The sequence below is a fragment of the Vibrio sp. 947 genome (genome assembly GCF_033339115.1).
Taxonomy (GTDB): Bacteria; Pseudomonadota; Gammaproteobacteria; order Enterobacterales; family Vibrionaceae; genus Vibrio; species Vibrio alginolyticus.
Genome location: NZ_JAWOTX010000031.1, coordinates 1 through 26,440, shown reverse-complemented (window position 1 = coordinate 26,440; position 26,440 = coordinate 1). Strand labels below are relative to the sequence as shown.

Here is a 26,440-nt window from a genome sequence, read left to right as displayed (position 1 = left end):
TTTAAAGGCTGCCAGCTTGTTGGCAGCCTTTGTGTTTTCTAGTATTAGAAGAAATTAAATATCCACTGCGCTGAGCAAATAATCACTTGCCTATTTTACGCCCTTTCTGTACTATTCGTGCTCCTTAAACTCAGTCAATTATCTTTAGTTCCTTGCTTCCTCTGGACGACTGAGCCATTTGTGGAAGCTGAATAATCCGTAAGGAGCAACCAATGCGTCATTACGAAATCGTATTCATGGTGCACCCAGATCAAAGCGAGCAAGTTGCTGGCATGATCGAGCGTTACACTGGTTCAATCACTGAAGCTGGCGGTAAAATCCACCGTCTAGAAGACTGGGGCCGTCGTCAACTGGCTTACCCAATCAACAAGCTTCACAAAGCTCACTACGTTCTTATGAACGTTGAAGCTGACCAAGCTGTAATTGATGAGCTAGAAACTGCTTTCCGTTTCAACGATGCAGTTCTACGTAACATGATCATGCGTACTAAAGCAGCGATCACTGAGCAATCTATCATGCTTAAGCAAAAAGAAGAGCGTGCTCCACGTCGTGAAGAGCGTTCTGAAGCTAAGCCTGAAGCTAAGTCAGAAGCTGCTGAGTAAGTTTTCTTATGGCCAATCGAATGGAGCTGAGCGGCACCATTGCCAAACCGCCCATTCGTAGTAAAAGCCCTGGTGGCATTGAACACTGTCGGTTTTGGCTGGAGCATCGCTCTACTATTATCGAAGCTGACTTACCTCGACAAGTTTATTGTCGTATGCCGGTAGTCGTCAGCGGGCTTGAGTCACAAGCACTAACTCAGAATTTAGTTCAAGGCAGTAACATTAAGGTAAGTGGTTTTGTCACTTATCAAACCGGCCGAAATGGCGTGGGAAAATTAGTGTTACACGCCGACAACATTACTCAAATTTAAGATCAGGAGATAGCCCATGGCTCGTTTCTTCCGTCGTCGTAAATTCTGCCGTTTCACTGCAGAAGGCGTACAAGAGATTGATTACAAAGACGTAGCAACTCTTAAAAACTACATCACTGAAGCTGGTAAAATCGTACCTAGCCGTATCACTGGTACAAGCGCTAAGTACCAGCGTCAACTAGCACGTGCTATCAAGCGTTCACGCTACCTAGCTCTACTACCGTACACTGACAAGCATCAGTAATCGGTTCATTTTATTAAGAAAGAGGATTAAGCAATGCAAGTTATTCTACTTGATAAAATTGGTAACCTAGGTGGTCTTGGCGATACTGCAAACGTTAAATCTGGCTACGCTCGTAACTTCCTTATCCCACAAGGTAAAGCAGTTATGGCAACTAAAGCTAACGTTGAAATGTTTGAAGCTCGTCGTGCTGAACTAGAAGCTAAAGTTGCTGAGCAACTAGCTGCTGCAGAAGCTCGCGCAGAGAAAGTTAACGCTCTAGAAGCGGTAGTTATCGCTTCTAAAGCTGGTGACGAAGGCAAACTATTCGGTTCTATCGGTACTCGTGACATCGCTGACGCTATCACAGCTGCAGGCGTTGAAGTTGCTAAGAGCGAAGTTCGCCTTCCTGAAGGTGCTCTACGTAACACTGGTGAGTTCGAGATCAGCGTTCAACTTCACTCTGAAGTTTTCGCGACAGTTAACCTACAAGTTGTTGCTGCTGAGTAATTCAGTATCAAGACGAAATACTAAAAAGCACCTCCTCGGAGGTGCTTTTTTTATTTCTAAAACTGAGAGAAAAAGGGTTAAAAAGCGAAAAGTAAATTAACGGAAAATACGCTGTCTGCTTTGCTTAAGCCTTCAGGCACTTTATCGTGATACTGACGAGAGTGCGCTAGTTTCAGTGCGATATCTTCAGTAATATCATTGGTTACACTGAGTTCACTATCAGTACGTGTGTTACTTCTACCTGTTACCAACGTAATATCAGCTGCGAAACTTAAATTATCCAACGCATGCCAAGTTGTGTTGACATTTCCTCGAAAAATGCCTTCTCTAACGATATCGGGAAAGACAATATCGTCATCATCTATTTCGTCTAAGTTTGGCTCTTGATAGCGAAAACCAGGGCCTACTTCTACCTCTAAAATGAAGTTCTCAGTGTAGGAGAACTGGTAACCCAAACCACCTGACAACGTATAGTCTTTAAAATAAGCACTGTAGCGAGAATCCACTCCTTTAAAGCTGCCATACAAATACGTCTTAGGGCCTAACTTGTAGTCACTCTGCAGGGAATAGGTGGATGAGCGTTTGTCTTCTTCACCGTCTTTGTACAAGTTGTAGTACTTCCATTCACCATTAGAACGGTGTCGACCTGACGTATATTCAGCACTCAAACGAGCATTCAGGGAACGAGAGTCCGTGTTACCTGTGTGAGCTTGATAGCCGAACTCCACCTCGGTTTTTAGTGGGTCGGGTAAATCAATATTTTGCTCTGGCTGTACTGATTCGTCAGCATACGATGCACTAGCGCACAGTAGGCTAAAGCTAAGTAACCAGTATCGGGACACATCAACCTCGAACGTAATCAAAAAGGAGGGGCATGATACTGATACAGATATTTGGTTGGGTCAATGGTAGGTTAATTTTTATTAGAGCTAGGCGGAAGAACCAGGCTATTACCCGGATGGTTCACATGATGATTTCTTAACAAGTAATTGTCGCTTCGGGGAAGCATCTCAGCTAGGTTAAGGTTATAATCGTGGGTCAATAGTAGTTATCGAGCAAAGTCATGGCGGAAAACAGAAATCGCAAACCTTCAGACAGTCAGGTCGACGCAATCAAAGTGCCACCTCACTCACTAGAAGCCGAGCAATCAGTAATTGGTGGTCTTTTACTGGATAATGAACGTTGGGACACCGTTGCCGAACGTGTTGTGAGCAGTGATTTCTATAGTCGTCCACACCGCCTGATTTTTGAAGGTGTAAAAACCATTCTTGAAGCGGGTAAACCTCTCGATCTTATTACTTTATCGGAATATCTAGAGCGTCACGAGTTGTTAGAAGATGTAGGCGGTTTTGCTTACCTTGCTGACTTGGCGAAGAATACGCCAAGTGCAGCTAACATCAATGCGTATGCTGATATTGTCGCTGAGCGCGCGATTGTTCGTGGCCTTATTGGTGTCGCGAATGAAATTGCGGACGCGGGCTATGACCCTCAAGGTCGCAGTTCTGAAGATTTAATAGACATGGCGGAGAGTAAAGTTTTTGCTATCGCCGAGTCTCGAACTAGTGAAAACGAAGGACCACAAAACGTCGACAACATCCTCGAAAAGACGTTAGAACGTATCGAGTTGTTGTATAAAACGCCACAAGATGGTGTTACCGGGGTCGATACCGGTTTCACAGATCTCAATAAGAAAACCGCAGGTTTGCAAGGCTCTGATTTGGTGATTGTCGCTGCGCGTCCATCGATGGGTAAAACGACCTTTGCGATGAACTTGTGTGAAAATGCAGCCATGCAACAAGAAAAGCCCGTACTTATTTTCTCGTTAGAGATGCCAGCTGAACAGTTGATGATGCGTATGTTGGCCTCTTTGTCTCGTGTTGACCAAACCAAGATCCGTACGGGTCAGCTAGATGACGAAGATTGGGCGCGTATTTCTTCTACTATGGGTATCCTGATGCAGAAGAAAAATATGTACATTGATGATAGCTCTGGACTAACTCCGACCGAAGTGCGTTCGCGCGCTCGCCGTATCGCTCGTGAACATGGCGGTCTATCGATGATCATGGTCGACTACCTTCAGTTGATGCGCGTGCCTTCGTTAACCGATAACCGTACTCTTGAGATTGCTGAGATCTCTCGCTCTCTTAAGGCGCTGGCAAAAGAGCTAAATGTGCCTGTTGTGGCACTGTCGCAGCTAAACCGTTCCCTAGAGCAACGTGCGGATAAACGACCAGTAAACTCGGACTTGCGTGAATCCGGTTCCATCGAGCAGGATGCCGACTTGATCATGTTCATCTACCGTGATGAGGTTTATCACCCAGATAGTCCGTACAAAGGTACGGCCGAAATCATTATTGGTAAACAGCGTAATGGTCCTATCGGCTCTGTTCGCCTCACTTTCCAAGGTCAACATTCGCGTTTCGACAACTACGCGGGTCCTGCATTCGATATTGATGATGAGTAATCCCATGAGCTATATGAAAGCGGCCAAGGCGTGCATTGATTTGTCTGCGTTGCAGCACAACTTACAGCGCGTAAAAGCTCAAGCGCCACAAAGTAAAGTGATGGCTGTCGTCAAGGCCAATGGTTATGGTCACGGATTACGTCATGTCGCAAAACATGCTAACCATGCGGATGCGTTTGGTGTGGCTCGTATTGAAGAAGCATTGCAACTGCGCGCTTGTGGAGTAGTAAAGCCGATTCTATTGCTAGAAGGTTTTTACTCTCCTGGTGACTTACCTGTTCTTGTGACGAACAACATCCAAACTGTGGTGCACTGTGAAGAGCAGCTTATCGCCTTGGAGCAAGCAGACCTTGAAACTCCGGTTGTCGTGTGGCTGAAGATTGACAGTGGCATGCACCGCCTTGGGGTTCGTCCTGAACAATATGACGAGTTTGTAACGCGGCTGAAGGAGTGTCCAAATGTAGCGAAACCGTTGCGTTACATGAGCCACTTTGGCTGTGCAGATGAGCTGGATAGCGATATTACCCCACAACAGATTGAGCTGTTTAAATCGTTGACTTCTGGTTGCCAAGGGGAACGTTCACTGGCGGCATCTGCGGGGTTATTGGCATGGCCTCAAAGCCATTTAGATTGGGTTCGTCCGGGTATTATCATGTATGGTGTGTCGCCATTCGATGACAAAACGGCGCAAGATCTTGGGTATCAGCCTGTCATGACACTTAAATCCCACCTTATTGCGGTACGTGAAGTGAAGAAGGGTGAAAGTGTTGGCTACGGTGGTATTTGGACCAGTGAGCGAGATACAAAAGTTGGTGTCATTGCTGTAGGGTATGGCGACGGTTACCCAAGAAGTGCTCCAAACGGTACGCCGGTGTGGGTTAATGGCCGTAAAGTACCTATTGCAGGTCGAGTTTCCATGGATATGCTGACGGTCGATTTGGGACCAGACGCAACGGATAAAGTCAGCGACGAAGCGATTCTTTGGGGGAAAGAGCTCCCAGTAGAAGAAGTAGCGGGTCACATTGGTACGATTGCGTATGAACTCGTGACTAAGCTAACGCCTCGCGTCGAGATGGAATACTCCAAATAAACAACGAAAGGCTAACCCAAGGTTAGCCTTTGTTTTATCTACTCACCGTTAATCGTAGCAATAACGCGGCGGCCGCCACCAAAGTCTCGATGCTCACCCAAGTAAATACCTTGCCATGTTCCTAAAGCTAATCGACCATTTTGGATTGGTACCGTCACACTACTGCCAAGCAGTGATGCTTTAATATGTGCCGGCATGTCGTCGTCACCTTCATAGGTGTGCTGATAATAAGGAGCACGCTCTGGCACAAACTTATTGAAGTGCGCTTCCATGTCCATACGCACGGTTGGATCAGCATTCTCATTTAAGGTCAAACTGGCGGAGGTGTGCTGAATAAATAAGTGTAATAAACCTACTGAAAGTTCGTTTATTTGTGGTAATTGTTGTTCAATTTCATCAGTTATCAGGTGAAAACCGCGGCTTCTCGCTTTTAATTGCAGTGTTTTTTGTGCCCACATACGTGTTCCTTTGGAAATTTATAAATTGGCGTCTATCCTATTCCAATTAGAGCCTGTCATTAGTAAATGATATGATTCTTGTCATCGTAAATGAATGTTCAATTTCAGGGCAGGGAACGTGACCTAACTCAATGTGAGTGTAAAAGCTCTCGGTCATAATTGGCGCCTGAAAAAAAATTACAAAGACTTGTTTTGTGGCAATTTGCCCAAACATCTAATTTATATTCTATTTGCTAAATCGGGGATTCCACAGTTTTCGCTAGACTGTAAGGAATGGAACCTACTGTAACATCGGGATAAAGACCATGTTGAAAAATATCAATCCAACGCAAACACAAGCTTGGAAAGCGCTAACGGCGCATTTCGAATCTGCACAAGATATGGATCTTAAAGAGCTGTTTGCTCAAGACGCAGCGCGTTTCGACAAATACTCTGCACGTTTCGGCTCAGACATCCTAGTCGATTACTCAAAGAACCTCATCAATGAGGAAACTCTGAAGCACCTGTTTGCTCTTGCGAAAGAGACCGAGCTGAAATCTGCAATTGAAGCGATGTTCAGTGGTGAAGCGATCAACCAAACAGAAGGTCGCGCTGTTCTTCACACTGCACTACGTAACCGCGCTAATACTCCAGTTATGGTAGATGGCGAAGACGTAATGCCAGCAGTGAACGCGGTTCTAGAAAAAATGAAATCATTCACTGAGCGCGTTATCGGCGGTGAATGGAAAGGTTACACAGGCAAAGCAATTACCGATATTGTGAACATCGGTATCGGCGGTTCTGACCTTGGCCCTTACATGGTGACGGAAGCTCTAGCGCCATACAAAAATCATCTAAACCTTCACTTCGTATCTAACGTTGATGGTACACACATCGTTGAAACGTTGAAGAAAGTTAACCCAGAAACGACGTTATTCTTGATCGCGTCTAAGACGTTTACAACACAAGAAACCATGACTAACGCGCACACTGCTCGTGATTGGTTCCTAGAATCGGCGGGTGATCAGGCTCATGTGGCTAAGCACTTTGCTGCGCTTTCAACAAACGCGACAGCCGTGTCTGAATTTGGTATCGATACAGCGAACATGTTTGAATTCTGGGACTGGGTTGGTGGCCGTTACTCACTATGGTCTGCGATCGGTCTATCAATTGCACTAGCAGTAGGTTTCGACAACTTCGTTGAGCTGCTTGATGGCGCTCACGAGATGGACAAGCACTTTGTATCAACAGATCTAGAAAGCAACATCCCTGTGATCCTTGCGCTTATCGGTATTTGGTACAACAACTTCCACGGTGCGGAATCAGAAGCTATTCTGCCTTACGATCAGTACATGCACCGTTTCGCGGCGTACTTCCAGCAAGGTAACATGGAATCAAACGGTAAATACGTTGACCGTGACGGCAATGCTGTAACTTACCAAACTGGCCCAATCATTTGGGGTGAACCAGGTACCAACGGTCAGCACGCGTTCTACCAGCTAATTCACCAAGGTACTAAGCTTATCCCATGTGACTTCATTGCACCTGCAATTAGCCACAACCCAGCTAGCGATCATCACCAAAAACTGATGTCTAACTTCTTCGCGCAAACTGAAGCTCTAGCGTTTGGTAAAAATGAAGAAACCGTGAAAGAAGAGTTGGTGAAAGTAGGTAAGAATGCTGAAGAAGTGGCAGCGATTGCGCCATTCAAAGTGTTTGAAGGTAACCGTCCAACAAACTCTATTCTAGTGAAGCAAATCACGCCTCGTACGCTAGGTAACTTGATCGCAATGTACGAACACAAAATTTTCGTACAAGGTGTTATCTGGAATATCTTCAGCTTTGACCAGTGGGGCGTGGAGCTAGGTAAACAACTGGCTAACCAAATCCTACCTGAGCTTGCAGATGAGTCTCAAATCAGCTCGCATGACAGCTCAACAAACGGTCTAATCAACGCATTTAAAGCGTTCAAAGCTTAATGTTTGAATAGATAAAGAAAAGGTCAGCAAATGCTGACCTTTTTATTGCCTGAGGCAAAAACAAAATAGGTTGGCCAGTGCCAACCTATTTTTTCTCTTTTATTCGAAGCAAATTTCGATAAAGGCATTTCCCCATTGGGAAGAGAAAGGCATGATAATAATTGAGCCTTCACACTTGTGGCGAATCGTATGACCTCGGCCCGAAACCACAACCGGTGTTGCCATATCAAAGTCAAAACCACTTTCCGCCAGAATGCGTTTCGCACCACCAGTAACCATGTTGGTGATCTCACCCACCATATCGGTCACTTCTTCATTGAGCCCATTTGGACGTTCACCAAGCATGTTCTGCATGATTTCTAGGGCGAGTGCTTCATCAAAGGTGATCGACATTGAACCACGAGTTTGTGGGCCTACCATACCAATCAGACCAGAAACGTCACCTCGTGCGATCTCATCTTTTTTGATTCGCGGTTTTTGTGGCTTCAGCTCAAGAGAAGCCATAGTTTTTAGCACGTTCATTAAAGAAGCTAAAAACGGGTTTACAAATTCAGCGCGCATAACGTTCTTCTATACTTTTTCTTTCGTCTCGGAGGAACAGGCCTGGCATTCACCATGAGTTTCAATAACTTGGTTGGTCAGTTTGAATCCATGCTTCTCGGCGTTTTCGGCTAACAAGGATATCAGCGTCTCATCTTCGAGTTCAACGACATCACCACATTTATCGCAAATTAGTAATTGGAAAAAGTGCTGCTGAGTATTGAAAGAACAACAAGTAATAAAGCTATTTGTCGATTCCACTCGGTGGATGAAGCCTTGCTCTAGGAGAAAATCTAATGCTCGATAAACAGTGGGCGGCTTAGCCTGAGGCTCACTCTCTTTTAGTTGCTCCAATAGCTCATACGCACTTGAGGCGCGGCGATTAGAACAAATGAGTTCAAATACGCGTCGGCGTTGCGGAGTCAGTCGTACTCCACGCTCTGCGCAGATACTTTCAATTTGTTCAATGATTGTTGGGTTCAAACCTTTCACCATAACTATCGGACGTGCTCTATGATAAATCATTTCTATACGAAGTTCGTTTAGAAATGCTTCATTTTACCCACTATCAGAACGAAAATCATGAATTAAAGCAAGTCGGTGGTGGTGTGAAGGCGGAATAATCATCACAGAATGAATCAACGAATGACAGATTCGTATTACTTCTGCGTATTCCTAAGCACTTGGCTAGTCAGCTAACCAAATCATTCTCGCTGAAACTAGCACCCAGAGGTGCTTGGGTATACAATACCCGACTTATTTTTTGAGCGTACTGCTGCGCTCGACCTTGGCAACATAAAAACGGGTGTTTATATCATGACTCATTCTTGCAGGCTCTCCGTAGCACCAATGTTGGATTGGATTTATTTTTAAAAATTTAAAAATAAAAACAGATACTTATGGAGTTTCTTGAAAGGAAGAGGGACAAGTAGGGGATAGCTCTACACACTACATTACACTCTCACTCCAATAATACTTATACCCAAAGTTTTTGTAAAAGACTTATGAAGCTGAGGTGGAATAAGTAGATGAAGCCCTCTTAATCACGCATCTTTAGATGAGACCATGGAACGTTCTTGTAATATACCGACAACAGCCGCACAGGTTGCAAATCGATTCAATTTTGCTCCTATTATTTTGCTATCTTCTGTAGCAGAAGAAGTACTTGCCATTAGCTCAAATACAGCAAAGCGCAAGGCTCGTGACAACTTATTACCTTTTCCTGTATTTAGGCTTTCTGAGTCACAAAAAGCACCGTGGCTAATACTATTCGAGCATTTTGTTGAATATGTTGAGCGTTTGGAGGCTCAATATCGTTTTGAGTTGTTGCGCCCACTCCACGTAGATGCTGTGGCTACACCTTTTTCACAGCTCACAACAATTGCGTTACTGGCGGCAAGGTTCAATCATAGCTCTGTTGTGCCTTTGCTTGGAATTACTACTGAGTACTTTGGGCTTACTACCAGTTCTGCTAAACGTAAGGCGCGCAACGACGAATTTCCTTTCTTAGTTTATCGCCAGTCACACTCGCAGAAATCTCCTTGGCTTGTCGATCTTGAGAATTTTGTTAGTTATGTTGAGTTTAAGGCATCTGAATCACGTAACGATTGGCTGAGGTTACAATGCTAAAACCAAAACCATAAGAGATACTTGGTGTTGACTTATTACATTGTTATACCCTTGATATATTGCACTTTTTTGGCTTGTTGTTTAGAAAGGTTATGCGTATTCAATGATTCATAAGTCTTAAGTAGCCTATTTTGTTGGCGTCGAACTTGTTTTTCATTATATTCTTCTTTTGCTTTCAACCATTTATCAAACTGAGTTTGCATTTGCCTTATTAGCTTTTCAATTTCCAATGCTTCAGTTGCTTTTTTATGTTGGTATTGCCACGTTGAAAGTCTGCGTCCTTTCTCTTTTTCAACGGGTTCATAGGTACGGTAATCGATACCAACATATTTTAGCACTGATTGATTAAAAGCTTGTTTGATAAGCTTGGTGCCCTTTTTCTGTTGAAGCTCTTTAAGTACGCGGCTACCTACGACTTTGCCAATCATGAGGTGAACATGATCGCCGCTGCCTCTAGCTCCTTCTTGTCTCTGTTGGTGCAGAACGGCTCGAATCTGTTGTCTGTACTGTGCAAATTCTGTTTTATTTAATCGGCATAATCTTGCTAGAGCTAAACAACAATCGGCCGTGATGGATTGCCATTGTGTGGGAGAGGGACGATATCCCTTTGGTAGAGTTAAGCAAAACTCCATCGCGTAGCTTGACAGTGGGCGTCCACCTTTACGTTGATATATTTGCTGGTTCAGTCGGTATTTTTCACCTGATAACGCAATTCGGTTTGAGGTTTCAGCGCAGCCAAAAATTGATATTAAATTTTCTGTATATGTGTGGTTGGAGTGTTTTCGGTTCAGCAGATAGCGTTCTCGGAGCATTACTCCATCTGATCCGAGTTGTACAGGTTTGGTTGTTACCGTCCAGTTTTTAAGCATGGAATATATATTTTCTATAAACATAGAAAATTATTTCCACACATTCAAATAACTAACATAACTGCTTATGTTGATGGAGGGTTCCAGATAGTACAACTCGCTTTGCTTTAATGTTGTTTACTGGCAAGAATGGAGACCCTTCTTGGCTACCCCTTGATAATATCTTTCATTTGAAATAAGAAAAAATAATTACTAATTTTTAAATAAACGCTATGAAAGAAGATATTTCTCCTAAGGAACTTATTAAACTCTTACATGATTTAGAGGATCTTGAAACAACAAGTCTCGAAGAATTGGTTGTTGAAGAGGCAATAAAAGCAGGTTTTCTTACTAAGCACGACTCTACCATTAATGTTCATCGACGATCTTGGATTAAAAATATTGTGGAACTCGCAAATGATGCGTACAGATTAGAAGAGGTGGCTACGGGTGAGAACCTAGCAGAAACTATCGACAATGTGAAAGTGTTGCTAAAGGTTAGGAAGCAAAAAGTAACGGATACTTTGGAACTACTTGCTAAGCAGGTTCTTGATGCTGCACCTCCTTACAGTGGTTGATGTTAACAAGGTACATTTCATTAAATTTGAGCACCTGTTATAGGTGCTTTTTCATAGGGTGGCTCTTTTCAAATTTAAGTATCAGCTCTAATCTATGCTATTCAATAAGCTTGATTGTATCGAAATGAGTGCTCTAAGGCGGTTTGAAACTCTAGCTCTTTGATATCTGAAATCGAAGAATCTAAGAGTAAATGCCAGTCTTTTATTGTAAAGTCATCATCTAGCTGCTCTAGCATTTCATAAAGTTCATTTACTTCAGGTAGCACAGCCAAGATAGCAGTTTTGCGGCTATTGAACACTACGGTATCGTTGTTGAGGTTGAATACCCGAATTGTTTCTTCTGCTTTTCTTTTTTGGGGTTGAGTTAGCTCGTTTCTAGGAATTACTTTACCAGTAGTCAAGAAACGCAAATATTGGCTAGGGTCATCTTGATCTGGCTTTATAAGGTCGTTGACATCATATTGACCAGCACCATTATCTTTGTAGATTCCACAGCGCTGCCAACCACCTTGTTTGGAACTATCACCACAAGAGCCGAACAAATTGCTCCAGTTATATGTTTCTTTTGGATACATATTTCTAGTTCTAAAATGCTCTATGTGCTTGCGAGATAATTTACATTCACAATACGCACAAAAACCGTTTTGTAGTTTGTCTAATTCGGCCCATATTATGTCTTTAGGAGCATCCATCCATTCTGTTTCACCAAATGTAAGTCCGTCTAAGCATTTAGAAGGGTGGCGAGTTAATTTTTTCATTGCTCTTCACCTTTAATCTTAGTTTTTTGTGCCACCTTAAGCTTCATGCTTTGAATTCTAATTTGACTGTCACATTTTTTAAGTTCATAACTATTTTCACCAAAGTGAAGTTTTATTTTGTTATAAATTGCTTGTGCATCTGTATTTTTGTCATAGCTTTCTTGCCCAAGTAATGTCTCAAATTCATTTAGCCAATGAGCTTCCTCAATACGCTGTGGCGTAGCGAATGTTCCCATAAGCTGTTCAAGCACATCAGAGTTGATAACTCCTTTTGTTTGAAAGTCAGGGATGTCTACGAGACTAGAACCATCAGTATCAATGCCATTGAAATAACGAATACAATTCTTCTCTACAGTCGATAGAACTAAAGGGCTGTGAGTTGTAACGATGAATTGAATATTTGGAAAGCAGTGTTGGAGATCCAGAAGGACGTCTTGCTGCCATTTAGGATGTAAATGTAGTTCTATTTCATCGATGAGAACGATACCTTGACCATTTAGAGGATTTTCTAGTTTTGGGTTTAGCATCACTAGTCGACGAACTAGGTCTGCGACAAGCCCTAAGAAAGTTCTTTGACCATCAGATAGTTGCTCTATGGTGATATCAATCGAGTCATTGGTTACGAATACAATATCAGAGCCTGAATCAGTCTCTACCCATATGTTGCTGATACTTGGAATCACATTACAGATTGCATTAACAACAATTTCTTTTGTCTGAGCATCAGTTAGTACATGCTTTTCGTTAGCAATCTTAAGTGTTAGTAGAGCATCATTTAGCTGCTTCTGCGCTTGAGTTAAAATAGGTTTTAAGGATGTAATACCACTTTCAACTGAAGACTCTAAGTCTTTTACTTGCTGTTTTAATTCTTCAATTTCTGTAGATTTGTCATTTACGGACTTTTTGTGTAGAGATATAAACCACTCTACAAAGTGCTCAAATTTTCCCGATCCAGTTAATGCAAAATTATAAGCGTCAAAACGTTCTTCTCGAAGAGCTGCGTTTTCTTTAGTACTTCGAGGTAGTTGGTATGAACGGTCTACAGAATAAAATGCACATAAGGGTAGGTTTAGTAAATGTTGATCGTTCACAACCCTAAATATATTAGCCAGTTCCTTTATATTCTTTATTTCACTATCTCTTTTTGACGTTGACCCTAGCTTAGCTCGAGATAGCCGAGCAGGTATACGCTTTAAACCAGACCCAAAGCTAAATTCGGTAAAAACATCAGCATAAGATGCTTCTGAGTTTCGACGTATGTCACGTTCAGCACTTAGTCTTTGTCCCTGACCATCTTCTTTTAAAATGTTAGCGTTTAGCCAGCTTAATGTTTTTGATATTGAGTTTAGAAGAGCCGTTTTACCTTGCCCATTGTTACCAATGATGACTGTTAATTTAGGCTCAAATGACATACGCAAGTGTTTAAACTTTCGAAAATCGAATAGTTCAAGTTGAACTAAGTTCAGCTTGTTCTTAGGAGTTAAGTCGTTATCTGGTTCAGCGGCTATTGCTTCTATATACTCAATACATTGCTTAAGGTAATGATTAGATATATCTACGTTTGGCTCAACATCGTCAAGTCCATATTTATAGTTTTGGTATAGCTGGAAGGTCGGTAAAAGTTCATTCTTTCTAGCTTTTCGCTCAAGATCCTTTGTATTTTTGGTTTTATTATTCATGACCCGCCTCGTAAATTCTTTTAATTAGCTCGTTCGTATACTTTTCTTTGAGCCTATCGATAAAAATTGGTTCTATGTGCTTTGCAAAAGAAAGCATACCTTGCAGATGACGAATTTCAGAGTCATCCAGTTTTCCGTATTTGAAACTATGTACTAGGTGCTTGATGTATCTCTTTCTCTCCCTACCCAATGAAAGTGTGCCCTTATTACTGAGAGTAACTCCTGTTACATGTCTGTTATGTGCTTTGGATGAGAATACAGTCTTACTGCGATTTAACTTGAGTTCAGAAGCGAAGATGTAATCCAGCAAGGATTGGATCAAAGGGATTACAGTATGTAAAACGTCTTTCTCACATGTTGAAAAAGTTAAATCATCTGCATATCGAGTGTAAGATATGTTTTGCTCTTTGCAGATAAGGCTCAAGTATTCATCGAATTGGTAAAGACAGAAGTTTGAGATTGTAGGAGAACTTGGAGCACCAACACTTAAAACCAATTTACCACCTTGAAGTTTGCTCGGACGCCAAAAAATCAGCCTTTCTACTAGATCTATTTCCGATGCTGAGAATTTGGGAGTAGTTATAGAGTTAGTTTCGATGCTTTTCCAAAAAATGCTAGGCGTAATCGAATTAAAAAAGTTCTCTAAATCTGTTTTTAGTAGGTAATGGTTTTTTACGTGTGATAGGGCATTATCTTTTATACTTTTCCCTTTACAGTAAGCTGTTGCCGAGCTGTGAACTGGAAATGTGTATAGCTCTAGAAAGGCTCTTTGGTATTGCTTCAACTCTCTTGTTGGTTGAGCGATAATCCTATGCCCATATGAGCGTTTGGGGATTTTATACACTCTGTATTTATTGGGAGCGTCGGCTAAGAAATGTATGACTTCAAGTTCACTTTTCCCAAGGTGTCGTGCCAGTCGTTTCACTAAGTTCATATTTCTCTCTACAAAAAAGCCCAAAAGCAATGATGCTCTTGGGCTTAGCTCTTTACTAGAGACAGCGAAATGCTCGTACATCTTCGCAGCCTAAAGGAGGAACGAGTTTTGGCTGCGAAGATGTACGAGCATTTCGCAACCCAATCCCGTTCAATAAGTTAGAGTCTGGCTAATCACCCGACTAGACGAAATTCGTCCTAAGCTAAAGAGCAATACAATGTTACTGCAACACCCTCATATTAACAATGTTTATAGAAATAAGCGCGTTAGTTTGGTTCCATCAGGTTGAACAATTCCAGTTAAAGCAATGATTTGAATCTAGTAAAGATTAACAGTGTTGAGCGTAAGAACAGTGTATAAATACGTATCAATGCAATATGAACTAACTCGCTTTGCTTAAATTAGACAAGGGGGTGACAAGGTGACGCACATATATATGTGCGTCACCTTGTCACCCCCTCTTTGTGATTAAATCAAATCACCATCTAGCAAAGCTCTAACTTGTCACTGTAGTAATTATGTCATTTGCTTGAGCCTTTTCTCCAGATTGTTGGACTGTAATTTTGCCTGCTTCGACGAGCTGATCTAACTCTCGACCAAACTTTTTTGTTATGGAGTTAGGTTTTAACCCTTTTGGGGTGGGGAAGATAGTTCGTAGTTCAGCTCTCGTACAGCGTCCATCAAAAACCTCGTTCAATCCAATCAACAAGACATTGTTTTCCCATGTTTTGTCTGTTGTGAGCGTGGCAGGAGCAAGTAAAGCAAGAGAGGTAACTGGTTCCCCATCTTCGCAAGTAATGCCTAAGTCTATAGGCTTAAACTCAAACACCATGTCTGCTGCCGCTTCAGCGTCTTTCTGCTTCGTATTACTGAGAGTTGTGAACCCCGTCTTGGAGTCGTGTTTTACTTGAAACTCAAAGTCACACGCGCCAACAAGTGCTGAACTTCCTCTACCACCTCTGGAAGCATCTTTTCCACTGTGATGAACACACAGAATAGATGCTTTGGTGACTTCTTTTACCAAATCACAACCTCGAATGAACTTACCCATTGCATCAGAGCTATTCTCATCACCTTCAAAATTCCTAGCTAAAGTGTCTAGGACAATTAATTCGACTTTGACGCCATGTGTATCTTCAATTTGACGAATAGACTCAACCAAATCATTTCTAGCTGATGGTTCTGACATAATTACGCTTTGACCGAGAATATAAAGGTGTTCTACTTTTTTACCATTCACGATTTCCCATGCTCTAACACGTCTCGACATACCAACTTGTCCTTCCGCTGCAACATATACAACAGCTCCAGCGTGTGTTTTTCGATCTTGCCATGAAGATCCAGTAGCGATCGCACAACTTATATCAATTGCAATAAATGATTTTCTAGACCCCGATTTTCCGTAAATAACTCCCAAGGAATACTTAGGGAAAATGCTTTTTACAAGCCATTCCTGAATATGTTCATACCCACTAGAACCACGAGAAAATTTGAATTTCCCGAAAAGATACTTTGCTTTTTCTATTATTTTGTTAATTGGTTTTATCATCGTTGAAATACCTATTTTAGTGAATTTAGGGCGAGCGAAACCACTCCCCCTAACTTGAGGTGGAGAAAATAATTTATGTAATTAGCTCTTTATTTAAGCAGCAAGCTTGCTTGGTAATGTTGGCAACAAACGCAAGTAGTAGTTATTTAATGTATTTAGATCTCGGTGACCTGATATCTTGGCAATTTCAGCTAGTGATAAGTTAGCTTCAAATAGCCTGCATATCGCTTCTGCGCGAAGATCATGAAAGTGTAGATCTTCTATATTCAGTTCTTTCATTAAGCTCCGCCAAGCGCTACCCACTGAATCAGGCTTATAAGGAAAAATAGGATCTGTATCTTTTCCTCTAGGTTGGCATATGAGGATATCAAACAACTCTTTTGATAATTCAAAACAAGATGTTATAGTTTTTCCTTGTCTAGGAGTCTTGCGCTTTCTTATTGTTAAGGTGCGTTTTTCTTCATCTAAATCCTGCCAAGTAATTTTTCCACATATTTCACTCAATCTTAGAGCGGAACCAAGAGCAAATTTGAATATCTCTAACATCGGAATTTTGCGACGTTGTGATAGTTTTTCTTTTATTAGTGCTACCTCGATGTTTTTGAGACAGCTCTTCGTCGGCCTAATAGTTCTAGCTTCACTTTCTGCTGCATAACCATCAAATCTTGCAACCGACATACCTTCTGAATAGCCATTTAATTCGATTTTATAATTCAAAACGACCTTACATCTTTTTAATGCAGACTTTAGTGTTGATAGATAATTAGATGCAGTTTGGGGTTTGATCTTCCATTCTTGTTCCATAAATCGAGCTAAATCATACCAATGATGGCCTGCAAGGTTCTCTGCCGGAATGTCTCTAATAGGAGATTGAGTCGCAATACGTTTTAGCAGCGGTTTAGATCTAGGTGCGATGTTATCTGATGTCGATTTATTTACTAAATAGTCGATCAGAATAGTTCCAACTGTTTCCTTTTCAGTATTTTTCTTTGTATAGAAAAAAATACTGAAATTACCTTTAGTAAACTGTTCTACTTGTCGTTTTTTGAAGGCATTCGCTTTTGCAAGAGAACAAAATGTTCGAGTTACTTGACCTTTCACTGGGTCACCATCCTGAGTACGAAAGCGTACTTTAAACTTGGTAACCCCTTTCTTTGAATTCACCTTTTCAATAAATACAGATGGCATATACATCTCCTTTAAATTGAGTTTTATCAACTGCAGGTGATGCTAAACCATAAAGTCTGAACTTGGAAATTTGGGAAAAATAAAATTAACTAATATTTATCAGTTACTTACGGTGGTGTTTGGTAGTAAATTAGCACATATATGCCAATTTACTACCAAATAGTAAAATTATAAGTTGTTGATTTTTATGTATTTATTCATTTAAAATATTTTGTGATTCACTTCACAAAATGGCTATGTTTTTAAAAATATTCTCACTGCTAGCGATGGTGAGCATTGCTGACACCCACTCGAAGATAAATGTTGTTCAGCACATTGATGTCTCTATGTCCGGTGATTTTTGATATTTCTACAATATTTAAGCCACGTTCGAATAGTTGACAGGCACCTTCTGCTCTCAGGTCGTGATAGTGAAGATCTATTATGCCCTGTTCACGACACATACGTTGCCAAGCAGCGCTAACTGATTTTGAGTTGTATGGAAAAATCCGCTCATCTATTTTTGGCTGTCGTTGAATAACCTTTAGGGCTTCGGGGAAAAGTGGGATAGTAGAGTGATTGCCTTTTTGATTACGTGGGTCTTTACGATCTCGAATGGTTAAGGTTCTATCTCCTACATTTAAATCGCCCCACGTTATACGAGTAATTTCTCCTAGCCGCATACAGGTCAAAATCGAAATGTGGAAAATGTCTACTAATGGGATATGTGATGCTCGGTGATTCTGCCTTTTTCGTAGTCCCTCTTCGGCAATAATCAACTCGTCTTTGGTTGGGCGGCGATCACGCTTGTCACTTCGACCAATTAATCCGTACTTTACGAGCGTAGGGATGGCCTCATTGTGAGCGTGGATATTAGCTTTGTAGCCAAATATCGGCCCTGCAACGTTGATAACACTCCGTAGATAAGTGACGTCTTGATACACGGTTTGGGGGAGTGGTGCTGTTGGTTCGTTGAGTCTTTCTCTGCAGTGTCGAACCAAGTGAGTAGCGGTTAATTGATCTGCCTCTACTAAAGCTATGTCGTAGCTTCGTAGCCGTCTAAGTACAGCAGTTTTGGAACGACCTAGATTTTTCGAAGTTATTTGATCCTCAAGGTATAGCGTGATTAAGTCGCCAATCAAAATACTTTTTTTAGGAATATCAATAGAAGGGATACCATTCTCATTAAGATCTTGAACAACCTGCTTTGCCCAAGCTAATGCAAGCGCTTTTTTTTCGAATGTTTTTGATTTTTCAAATACTCTTTTGTTGTGACGTGATGCGCGCACGCGAGCTTTGTATTTAATGCCCGTTTTACGTTGAACCTTTTCAATATTAATAGTTGCCATTCTTGCCTCTCATACTTTCAAATTTGGAGGTGTTTTGGCGTGTGTAAATTAGTGGCGCGTTGATGCAGTAGCTTGTAATCGCTATAATCCGCGCCACTAAGGATTTTTTGGGGACTGTTAATGTCCCTCAAGCTATCCCCTATCAGTCCCTCAAAGCTAAAATCAGCTAAAATCGGACGGAATATATTGCAATGCCCTTAAGTGGCTTTTGCTGTAAGTTAATGATACTTAGGGATTTTCACAACATGCACCCATCTTCTCGCCTTTCAGTTGCTCCGATGTTAGATTGGACTGATCGTCATTGTCGCTACTTCCATCGCTTAATGACCAAAGAAACCCTGCTGTACACTGAAATGGTGACGACAGGTGCGATCATTCATGGAAAAGGAGATTTCCTGGCTTATAACGAAGAAGAGCATCCGTTAGCCCTTCAACTTGGTGGTTCAAACCCAGCAGATTTGGCTACGTGTGCCAAGCTAGCGCAAGAGCGTGGCTACGATGAGATTAACCTAAATGTGGGATGTCCATCTGACCGCGTACAAAACGGTCGATTTGGTGCTTGCCTAATGGCTGAACCGCAGTTAGTTGCGGATTGTGTCGCAGCAATGAAAGACGTGGTCGATATCCCTGTAACAGTCAAGACTCGCATTGGTATTGATGATCAAGATTCTTACGAGTTCTTAACGGATTTCGTTTCTATTGTTTCAGAAAAGGGTGGCTGTGAGCAGTTCACTATCCATGCTCGTAAAGCTTGGTTAAGTGGTTTAAGCCCAAAAGAAAACCGTGAGATCCCACCATTGGATTACCCACGCGCTTACCAATTGAAGCAAGACTTCTCACACCTAACGATTGCGATTAACGGTGGCGTGAAGTCATTAGAAGAAGCAAAAGCACATCTTCAGCATCTTGACGGTGTGATGATTGGTCGTGAAGCATACCAAAGCCCATATCTACTGGCATCGGTAGACCAAGAGTTGTTTGGCTCTAACGCTCCAGTGAAGAAACGCAGCGAAATTGTTGAAGAGATGTACCCATACATTGAAGCGCAATTAGCGAAAGGTGCGTACCTTGGTCACATTACCCGTCACATGTTAGGTTTGTTCCAAAGCATGCCCGGTGCTCGTCAATGGCGTCGTCATATCAGTGAAAATGCGCACAAACCAGGTTCTGGTCTAGAAGTATTGCAAGACGCGCTAGCTAAGATTCCAAAAGAATTGAATGTGTAAAATTCGCCAGTGAATGGCTAAAATTACCAACTAAAGAATGATAAAGCCAGAGTGCAGAAATGCCTCTGGTTTTGTTTTTTTATTAAAAATCATAATCTTAAATTCTTCTCTATAAGTTGGTATGGAAACTGCTCTGTTTATTGAAAACAAATGGAGAAGTGATTATGTTGGAGCTAATCTTTATTTTAGTCTTTGCGGCGACCTTGTTGGTTACGGGTATCACAATGATGACCGTATTCGCAGCAACTGGTATTGCGTTAGTTGTGATGTTTTTACTGGGAATGGTTGGAGCGGTACTCAAACTATTACCATGGTTAATCGTGATTGCATTGGGTATTTGGTTCTTCAAGAATTACGTCGCTCAGCCCCGCTATAAATAATGAGTAACATCATTTAGTTGATGGAGAGGCGTGAGAATATGGTATATTTCCTCCCACGTCCTCTACGTGAATATCAGCTATCTCGGAGTAAATACTACATGACAAATAAAGCGAACATCGCTTTAACGGCATTATCGTTGGCAGTATCTTTTCCTGTTTTTGCAGAGTACTCTGTATCGACAAAAGTCGGCGCAGAGGTATGGGCTGCCGACACTAAAGTTAATGAAGTGAGACGAGATAGCAGTACCGCGGGCACTTTTTACGCGGCGATTGAACATGATGTTAAATACGTCCCTAATGCGCGCCTTCGTTACTCAAGTGTTGATGCGGATTACATGGGGTTCGATAAGCTCGATTTAACCTTGTATTACCACGTTCTAGAGCATGATTTATTGCACTTTGATGCGGGTCTCACGTTAAGTAATTTAAGTGACACTAAATACATTGATGCTGGCTCAAGCAGGCGTGTAGAAGAATTTGATGAGCTGATTTGGGCTTGGTATGGTTACGCAGAAATTCAAGTTCCGGATACAAACTTTGATGTGATTGGTGAGATAAACTTTGGTGACAACAAAGGTATCAAAAGCACCGATTTCATGGCAGGTGTACAATACAATGTACCGCTCGAAAAAGCTCGACTGGCTTTTCGTGGAGGTTACCGTGTGATTGATTTAGAGTCCGATAAATTCATGTCGGATCTAGGGAAAGAGTTTATTTTTGCTAACGGCTTCTTTGTGAGTGCGGAATACGCGTTCTAAATTCAGCCATGTTAGATACTCGATTTACTTAAAACGTCGCTTTATAAGCGGCGTTTTTTTATATCACTTCATTATATCTAATCGAAATTTCTCCCTATTTGGCTGACTTAGACCATGCTTACCTAGGAGCAATGTGAAAGTTAAAGCAGGGATAGCGATGACAATAAATGAACTAAGACATCTATTCCGTGAAAATCAGCTTATCGAAGCGATTATTGAGCCTGCAATCCAAGAGGGTGGTTGGGTTGTAGAGTTCAGACATGCGCGCGGTGGTTTTGTTTTTCTAACGGACAGTCACGGCGAAGAATGTCTTTATGAAGATTTGGATACTGCGTCAAAATCGGCAATGGCAGTAGGCTTTCAACAAGTCCGCATTGAAGATCGATGAGCAAAAAGTAAGCCGTTCTTACTTCCAAAAAGTTATAAAACATTCACTTCTATTCTTTCTTGTTATTAAGGAGAGTGGGTACTCTATCGTCACGCAATGAATAGGGATGTCGTGATAATGTCTTTTCAAAAGAATGAGTATTCTCACAAGAATGTGTCTGAAGATAATAATGGGCAAGGAGGAAATCCTCCAATCGCAAGCCCTCTGAATGACCAACAAATTAGCTCACTCCAACAAACTGTCTCTGAGTTGTCTTCACAGCAACTTGCTTGGGTCAGTGGGTATTTTTGGGGATTAGCTCAAAATCAACCAAACACAGCGGTAACGCCAATTGCACAAGCAACGGCAGCCGTATCAGCGAAGCCAGCAGGTAAGTTGAGTATTATTTTTGCTTCCCAAACGGGCAATGCTAAAGGTGTTGCTGAAGCTCTGGAACAGGAAGCAAAAGCAGAAGGAATTGCAGTCGAACTTTTTGATGCAAGCGATTACAAAGGTAAAAACTTAGCCAAAGAAACGCATGTCATTATTGTGGCATCGACTAACGGCGAAGGCGAAGCGCCAGACAATGCCATTGAGCTACATGAGTTTTTGCAATCGAAGAAGGCTCCTAAGCTGCCAAACCTGCAATATGGTGTTATTGCATTGGGAGATTCTAGCTACGAGTTCTTCTGTCAGACCGGTAAAGACTTCGACACTTACCTATCAAAGCTAGGCGCGACTCCATTTATCGAGCGTCTTGATTGCGATGTGGATTATGAAGCCCCTGCAACTGAATGGCGTAAGAATGCGTTAGACAAGGTAAAAGATACACTGTCTTCTGGCTCTGAAGCGGATGTGGTTCAACTTCCTGTGGGTCAAGCTGCGACTGCGCACTCTCCTTACAATAAACAAAATCCGTACACTGCGACGTTACTGACCAGTCAAAAAATCACGGGCCGTGACTCTGGAAAAGACGTTCGTCATATAGAAATCGACTTAGAAGGCTCGGGCTTAACGTATCAGCCAGGTGATGCACTAGGTGTGTGGTTTGAAAATAGCTCGGAACTTGCAAATGCCATTCTTGGTAAGGTCGGTTTGTCTGGGGTTGAGACTGTTGACGTTGATGGTGAAAGCTTGTCAATCCACAGTGCTCTTGTGAGTAAATATGAAATCACAACATCTAACCCGCAGCTCATCACAAAGTTTGCCGAGTTATCCGGTAGCAAGAAGCTACAAAAGTTAGTTGAAGATAAAGATAAGCTTCGCGAGTACTCTGCAAATACTCAAATCGTTGATGTACTGGCAGAAAAGAAAACCAAGTTAACCGCAGATGAATTGATTGGTTTGCTTCGTCGCCTTACTCCACGCCTTTACTCTATTGCATCAAGCCAAGAAGAGGTCGATGAAGAAGTACACCTAACGGTTGCTTTGGTTGAGTACGAACAAAACGACGAAAAACGATATGGTGGTGCGTCTAGTTTCTTAGCACAGCGTCTCGAAGAGGGGGGTGAAGTTAAAGTATTTGTTGAGCATAACAACAACTTCAAACTGCCGGAAGATGATAGCACTCCAATTATCATGGTTGGTCCTGGCACAGGGATCGCACCATTCCGTAGCTTTATTCAGGAGCGTGAAAACCGCGATGCTGAAGGCAAAAACTGGTTGTTCTTTGGTGATCGCACGTTCACTCAAGACTTCTTGTACCAAGTGGAATGGCAAAAGTATCTCAAGTCAGGAGTACTAAGCCGATTGGATGTTGCCTTTAGTCGTGACCAAGTAGAAAAGGTTTACGTACAACATCGCATCTTAGAAAACGCAGCTCAAGTGTGGCAGTGGATCCAAGAAGGCGCTTATATCTATGTCTGCGGTGATGCAACGCGTATGGCAAAAGATGTGCACGACGCATTGGTTATCGTTGCTGAACAAGAAGGCAAGATGCCGCGTGACGATGCAGAACAATTTATTAATGACCTACGTAAAGCGAAACGTTATCAGAGGGATGTGTACTAATGACTTTTTCTACGGACAATAATAAGCAGGTTGTATTAGGTGAAGAGTTAGGGCCGCTATCTGATAACGAGCGCCTGAAGCGAGAAAGCAACTTATTACGTGGCACCATTGAGCAAGATTTACAGGACCGTATTACTGGTGGCTTTACTGCCGACAACTTCCAGTTAATTCGTTTCCACGGTATGTATCAACAAGACGATCGTGATATCCGTAATGAACGCACAAAGCAAAAACTGGAACCATTACATAATGTGATGCTTCGTGCTCGTATGCCTGGAGGCATCATCACGCCAACGCAATGGTTAGCGATCGACAAGTTCGCAACGGAGCACTCTTTATATGGAAGTATTCGTCTGACGACTCGCCAAACGTTCCAGTTTCATGGGGTATTAAAACCGAATATTAAGTTGATGCATCAAACGCTCAACAGTATTGGTATTGATTCGATTGCAACCGCGGGTGATGTAAACCGTAACGTGTTGTGTACCACTAATCCAGTGGAGTCAGAGTTACACCAAGAAGCTTACGAATGGGCGAAGAGAATCAGTGAACACCTGCTTCCGAAAACACGCGCTTATGCAGAGATTTGGCTAGACGGTGAAAAAGTTGAAAGCACGGAAGAAGACGAACCGATTCTAGGCAAGAACTACTTACCACGTAAGTTTAAAACCACAGTGGTTATCCCACCGCAAAATGACGTAGATGTACACGCTAACGATCTCAACTTCGTAGCGATTGCAGATAACGGCAAGCTGGTTGGTTTTAACGTCCTGGTCGGCGGCGGCTTAGCGATGACGCATGGCGATACATCAACTTATCCGCGCCGCGCTGACGACTTTGGCTTTATTCCGCTGGACAAGACACTTGATGTTGCCGAAGCTGTAGTAACAACTCAGCGCGACTGGGGTAACCGTTCAAACCGTAAGAACGCAAAAACCAAATACACATTGGATCGTGTAGGTAGCGATGTCTTTAAAGCGGAAGTCGAGAAACGTGCTGGTGTTAAGTTTGAGCAAAGCCGTCCATATGAATTCACAGAACGTGGTGACCGTATTGGCTGGGTAGAAGGAATTGATGGTAAATATCATTTAGCGCTTTTCATCGAAAACGGTCGCTTATTAGACTTTCCAGGTAAACCACTTAAGACGGGTGTTGCTGAAATTGCCAAAATCCACAAAGGCGATTTCCGCATGACAGCGAACCAAAACCTAATTGTTGCGGGTGTACCTAAAAACGAAAAAGCGAAAATTGAAAAGATCGCTCGTGAACATGGCTTAATGGACGACGGCGTAAGTGAACAGCGTAAGAACTCAATGGCGTGTGTTGCTTTTCCAACTTGTCCGCTAGCGATGGCAGAAGCTGAACGTTTCCTTCCTCAGTTTGTTACTGATGTGGAGGGGATTCTGGAGAAGCACAACCTACCAGAAAATGACAACATCATTTTGCGTGTAACTGGGTGTCCAAATGGTTGTGGTCGCGCAATGTTGGCTGAAATTGGTCTAGTTGGCAAAGCGCCGGGTCGTTACAACTTGCACCTAGGTGGTAACCGTGCTGGTACTCGAGTACCTAAAATGTATAAAGAGAACATCACGGATAAGCAAATCTTAGAAGAGATTGATCTGCTGGTGGCTCGATGGTCGAAAGAGCGTGAAGAAGGCGAAGCCTTTGGCGATTTCACTATTCGTGCTGGCATTATCCAAGAAGTGCTCGTATCAAAGAGGGACTTTCATGCTTGATTCTGTAGCATCCAAGCTGGAGCTCACAGAGTTACTGACATTAACAAAGACGGAGCAAATCCTCCGTCTTGCTCAAATTAATGTCGAGCTCGAAAAGCTTTCAGCACAAGAGAGAGTAGCGTGGGCTTTAGATAATCTAGAAGGCGAGTTCGCGGTTTCTTCTAGTTTTGGTATTCAAGCCGCGGTTATGCTTCATTTAGTTACTCGCGCTAAAGCGGACATCCCCGTCATTCTAACCGATACTGGTTACCTGTTTGCTGAGACGTACCGATTTATCGATGAGCTGACAGATGCTCTCAACCTAAATTTAAAAGTTTATCGAGCCAAAGAAAGTGCGAATTGGCAAGAAGCTCGATATGGAAAATTATGGGAGCAGGGCGTAGAGGGAATTGAAAAATACAACAAGCTCAATAAAGTTGAGCCGATGCGTCGAGCGTTAAAAGAGCTTAATGTTGGAACGTGGTTCTCTGGATTGCGTCGAGAGCAAAGTAAATCTCGTGCAGGTTTACCGATTCTATCCATTCAGAACGGTGTGTTTAAATTTCTACCAGTAATTGATTGGACTAATAAAGACGTTCATTACTACTTAGAACAACACGGCCTTAAATACCACCCATTGTGGGATGAAGGTTACCTTTCAGTTGGTGATACACATACCACTCGTAAATGGGAGCCGGGAATGTCAGAGGAAGAAACTCGATTCTTTGGCTTAAAGCGAGAATGTGGCCTACACGAAGATGATGGCTCTGAACAAGATGGGTCTGGCATATAGCCATAATACTCTTTAAATAGAGTTTAGGTTAAGTTTAATAAAGATAGCTGCAATAAAGCAGCTTTCTTTATTTATGGTACTTGAAAAATACGTCTCAAAGCACAACTCTGTGGATAAGTTGTGTGAGAGTTTGGGGTAAAGTTGAATAAATAAAGGTTTGATCGAAAACTCATCGTTTAACCATTATTTTTGCAATTTTTGAAAAATAACACTTGCCAATGTGAGCGCGATCTCTATAATGCCTCCTCGTCGACAGGGCAAGGGCTCAGAAGGGTTTAAGCGAAGTTGATAAGGCTGAAAAGAAAAACGAAATAATTTGAAGAAAGTGTTTGACACGATAAATTATCTCGCTAGAATGGCCGCCTCTTCCGAAGTGATGTCAATCACAAAGAAGAGTTGCTCTTTAACAATATAGACCTATCAATCTGTGTGGGCACTCGTTGATGATAATCCAATTCGATACTTCAGTATCAAATTAGGTTTCAATGAAACGAAGTGACCATTGAATCGAAAGATTCAGCACAGTCAATTCAAACATTACTTATGT

Annotated in this window: 27 protein-coding genes; 16 read left to right on the top strand and 11 right to left on the bottom strand. The window is 42.1% G+C overall.

Translation table 11 applies throughout. The annotated features are described in order from the left end of the window. Positions 1–212: 212 nt before the first annotated feature. From rpsF to rplI, 4 genes are read left to right on the top strand one after another with little or no spacing between them, the layout of a single operon-like run. Positions 213–602: a 30S ribosomal protein S6 gene (gene rpsF / locus R7Q39_RS25565; protein WP_005381299.1), complete on the top strand. Its 390-nt coding sequence runs from the start codon at positions 213–215 to the stop codon at positions 600–602. 8 nt (positions 603–610) lie between these two features. Further along, entirely contained in the window at positions 611–913 is a 303-nt protein-coding gene (gene priB / locus R7Q39_RS25560) for a primosomal replication protein N (protein WP_085344356.1), read from the top strand. A gap of 16 nt (positions 914–929) precedes the next feature. Next, on the top strand, positions 930–1,157 hold the full coding sequence (gene rpsR, locus R7Q39_RS25555; RefSeq protein WP_000090472.1) for a 30S ribosomal protein S18: 228 nt from the start codon (positions 930–932) through the stop codon (positions 1,155–1,157). Between the two features lie 33 nt (positions 1,158–1,190). Beyond that, positions 1,191–1,643 carry a 50S ribosomal protein L9 gene (gene rplI / locus R7Q39_RS25550; RefSeq protein ID WP_005382760.1) on the top strand — a complete coding sequence of 151 codons (453 nt, stop codon included), beginning with the start codon at positions 1,191–1,193 and terminating at the stop codon, positions 1,641–1,643. Positions 1,644–1,720: 77 nt separating this feature from the next. Here the strand turns inward: rplI and R7Q39_RS25545 are convergent, their stop codons facing one another. Further along, the gene (locus tag R7Q39_RS25545) at positions 1,721–2,485 is read right to left on the bottom strand and encodes a DUF481 domain-containing protein (RefSeq protein WP_025768078.1); all 765 of its coding nucleotides are present in this window, start codon (positions 2,483–2,485) and stop codon (positions 1,721–1,723) included. Between the two features lie 221 nt (positions 2,486–2,706). Between R7Q39_RS25545 and R7Q39_RS25540 the strand changes: the two genes are divergently transcribed. Together R7Q39_RS25540 and alr are read left to right on the top strand one after the other, a co-directional pair. Next, positions 2,707–4,107 carry a replicative DNA helicase gene (locus tag R7Q39_RS25540; protein WP_005382759.1) on the top strand — a complete coding sequence of 467 codons (1,401 nt, stop codon included), beginning with the start codon at positions 2,707–2,709 and terminating at the stop codon, positions 4,105–4,107. A 13-nt stretch (positions 4,108–4,120) separates the two neighbouring features. Then, positions 4,121–5,197 carry an alanine racemase gene (gene alr, locus R7Q39_RS25535; RefSeq protein WP_031777284.1) on the top strand — a complete coding sequence of 359 codons (1,077 nt, stop codon included), beginning with the start codon at positions 4,121–4,123 and terminating at the stop codon, positions 5,195–5,197. A gap of 38 nt (positions 5,198–5,235) precedes the next feature. Here alr and R7Q39_RS25530 read toward each other — a convergent pair whose 3' ends face one another. Next, positions 5,236–5,655, bottom strand: a complete 420-nt coding sequence (locus R7Q39_RS25530) for a secondary thiamine-phosphate synthase enzyme YjbQ (protein ID WP_005381271.1) — start codon at positions 5,653–5,655, stop codon at positions 5,236–5,238. Between the two features lie 305 nt (positions 5,656–5,960). Between R7Q39_RS25530 and pgi the strand changes: the two genes are divergently transcribed. Further along, positions 5,961–7,613: a glucose-6-phosphate isomerase gene (pgi, locus tag R7Q39_RS25525; RefSeq protein ID WP_005381270.1), complete on the top strand. Its 1,653-nt coding sequence runs from the start codon at positions 5,961–5,963 to the stop codon at positions 7,611–7,613. A gap of 99 nt (positions 7,614–7,712) precedes the next feature. Here pgi and R7Q39_RS25520 read toward each other — a convergent pair whose 3' ends face one another. Together R7Q39_RS25520 and zur are read right to left on the bottom strand one after the other, a co-directional pair. Next, entirely contained in the window at positions 7,713–8,174 is a 462-nt protein-coding gene (locus R7Q39_RS25520) for a chemotaxis protein CheX (protein ID WP_005381269.1), read from the bottom strand. A 9-nt stretch (positions 8,175–8,183) separates the two neighbouring features. Further along, positions 8,184–8,648, bottom strand: coding sequence for a zinc uptake transcriptional repressor Zur (gene zur, locus R7Q39_RS25515; RefSeq protein ID WP_005381268.1), 465 nt, complete (start codon positions 8,646–8,648; stop codon positions 8,184–8,186). Positions 8,649–9,218: 570 nt separating this feature from the next. Here zur and R7Q39_RS25510 point away from each other — a divergent pair. Next, complete coding sequence (locus R7Q39_RS25510) at positions 9,219–9,782, top strand: pyocin activator PrtN family protein (RefSeq protein WP_318077052.1); 564 nt, start codon at positions 9,219–9,221, stop codon at positions 9,780–9,782. Positions 9,783–9,817: 35 nt separating this feature from the next. Here the strand turns inward: R7Q39_RS25510 and R7Q39_RS25505 are convergent, their stop codons facing one another. Then, positions 9,818–10,651 (bottom strand): hypothetical protein, encoded by an 834-nt coding sequence (locus tag R7Q39_RS25505; protein ID WP_318077056.1) that lies wholly within the window; start codon positions 10,649–10,651, stop codon positions 9,818–9,820. Positions 10,652–10,863: 212 nt separating this feature from the next. Between R7Q39_RS25505 and R7Q39_RS25500 the strand changes: the two genes are divergently transcribed. Beyond that, positions 10,864–11,208, top strand: a complete 345-nt coding sequence (locus R7Q39_RS25500) for a hypothetical protein (RefSeq protein WP_318077051.1) — start codon at positions 10,864–10,866, stop codon at positions 11,206–11,208. A 101-nt stretch (positions 11,209–11,309) separates the two neighbouring features. Here R7Q39_RS25500 and ptuB read toward each other — a convergent pair whose 3' ends face one another. The 6 genes from ptuB to R7Q39_RS25470 all read right to left on the bottom strand — a co-directional run bounded on the left by ptuB (position 11,310) and on the right by R7Q39_RS25470 (position 18,644). Further along, the gene (gene ptuB / locus R7Q39_RS25495; RefSeq protein WP_318077050.1) at positions 11,310–11,966 is read right to left on the bottom strand and encodes a retron Ec78 anti-phage system effector HNH endonuclease PtuB; all 657 of its coding nucleotides are present in this window, start codon (positions 11,964–11,966) and stop codon (positions 11,310–11,312) included. Beyond that, positions 11,963–13,645, bottom strand: coding sequence for a retron Ec78 anti-phage system effector ATPase PtuA (gene ptuA / locus R7Q39_RS25490; RefSeq protein WP_318077049.1), 1,683 nt, complete (start codon positions 13,643–13,645; stop codon positions 11,963–11,965). The genes ptuB and ptuA overlap by 4 nt, the downstream gene beginning before the upstream one ends. Next, on the bottom strand, positions 13,638–14,660 hold the full coding sequence (locus R7Q39_RS25485; protein ID WP_318077048.1) for a retron St85 family RNA-directed DNA polymerase: 1,023 nt from the start codon (positions 14,658–14,660) through the stop codon (positions 13,638–13,640). The genes ptuA and R7Q39_RS25485 overlap by 8 nt, the downstream gene beginning before the upstream one ends. Before the next feature lie 415 nt (positions 14,661–15,075). Then, positions 15,076–16,128, bottom strand: coding sequence for a helicase RepA family protein (locus tag R7Q39_RS25480; RefSeq protein WP_318077047.1), 1,053 nt, complete (start codon positions 16,126–16,128; stop codon positions 15,076–15,078). 93 nt (positions 16,129–16,221) lie between these two features. After that, on the bottom strand, positions 16,222–17,316 hold the full coding sequence (locus R7Q39_RS25475; RefSeq protein WP_318077046.1) for a site-specific integrase: 1,095 nt from the start codon (positions 17,314–17,316) through the stop codon (positions 16,222–16,224). A gap of 260 nt (positions 17,317–17,576) precedes the next feature. Continuing rightward, entirely contained in the window at positions 17,577–18,644 is a 1,068-nt protein-coding gene (locus R7Q39_RS25470) for a site-specific integrase (RefSeq protein ID WP_318077045.1), read from the bottom strand. Positions 18,645–18,889: 245 nt separating this feature from the next. On the opposite strand from R7Q39_RS25470, the gene dusA reads away from it, so the two are divergent. The 7 genes from dusA to R7Q39_RS25435 all read left to right on the top strand — a co-directional run bounded on the left by dusA (position 18,890) and on the right by R7Q39_RS25435 (position 25,893). After that, the gene (dusA, locus tag R7Q39_RS25465; protein WP_318077044.1) at positions 18,890–19,870 is read left to right on the top strand and encodes a tRNA dihydrouridine(20/20a) synthase DusA; all 981 of its coding nucleotides are present in this window, start codon (positions 18,890–18,892) and stop codon (positions 19,868–19,870) included. Positions 19,871–20,034: 164 nt separating this feature from the next. Further along, complete coding sequence (pspG, locus tag R7Q39_RS25460; RefSeq protein ID WP_005381266.1) at positions 20,035–20,250, top strand: envelope stress response protein PspG; 216 nt, start codon at positions 20,035–20,037, stop codon at positions 20,248–20,250. 98 nt (positions 20,251–20,348) lie between these two features. Beyond that, positions 20,349–21,008, top strand: coding sequence for a TIGR04219 family outer membrane beta-barrel protein (locus R7Q39_RS25455; RefSeq protein ID WP_033907308.1), 660 nt, complete (start codon positions 20,349–20,351; stop codon positions 21,006–21,008). A 157-nt stretch (positions 21,009–21,165) separates the two neighbouring features. Continuing rightward, the gene (locus R7Q39_RS25450; protein ID WP_005381264.1) at positions 21,166–21,396 is read left to right on the top strand and encodes a hypothetical protein; all 231 of its coding nucleotides are present in this window, start codon (positions 21,166–21,168) and stop codon (positions 21,394–21,396) included. A gap of 117 nt (positions 21,397–21,513) precedes the next feature. Further along, complete coding sequence (locus R7Q39_RS25445) at positions 21,514–23,385, top strand: assimilatory sulfite reductase (NADPH) flavoprotein subunit (protein WP_017821725.1); 1,872 nt, start codon at positions 21,514–21,516, stop codon at positions 23,383–23,385. Then, positions 23,385–25,121 carry an assimilatory sulfite reductase (NADPH) hemoprotein subunit gene (cysI, locus tag R7Q39_RS25440; RefSeq protein ID WP_033907310.1) on the top strand — a complete coding sequence of 579 codons (1,737 nt, stop codon included), beginning with the start codon at positions 23,385–23,387 and terminating at the stop codon, positions 25,119–25,121. The genes R7Q39_RS25445 and cysI overlap by 1 nt, the downstream gene beginning before the upstream one ends. Beyond that, entirely contained in the window at positions 25,114–25,893 is a 780-nt protein-coding gene (locus R7Q39_RS25435) for a phosphoadenylyl-sulfate reductase (protein ID WP_005382748.1), read from the top strand. The genes cysI and R7Q39_RS25435 overlap by 8 nt, the downstream gene beginning before the upstream one ends. Positions 25,894–26,440: the final 547 nt, after the last annotated feature.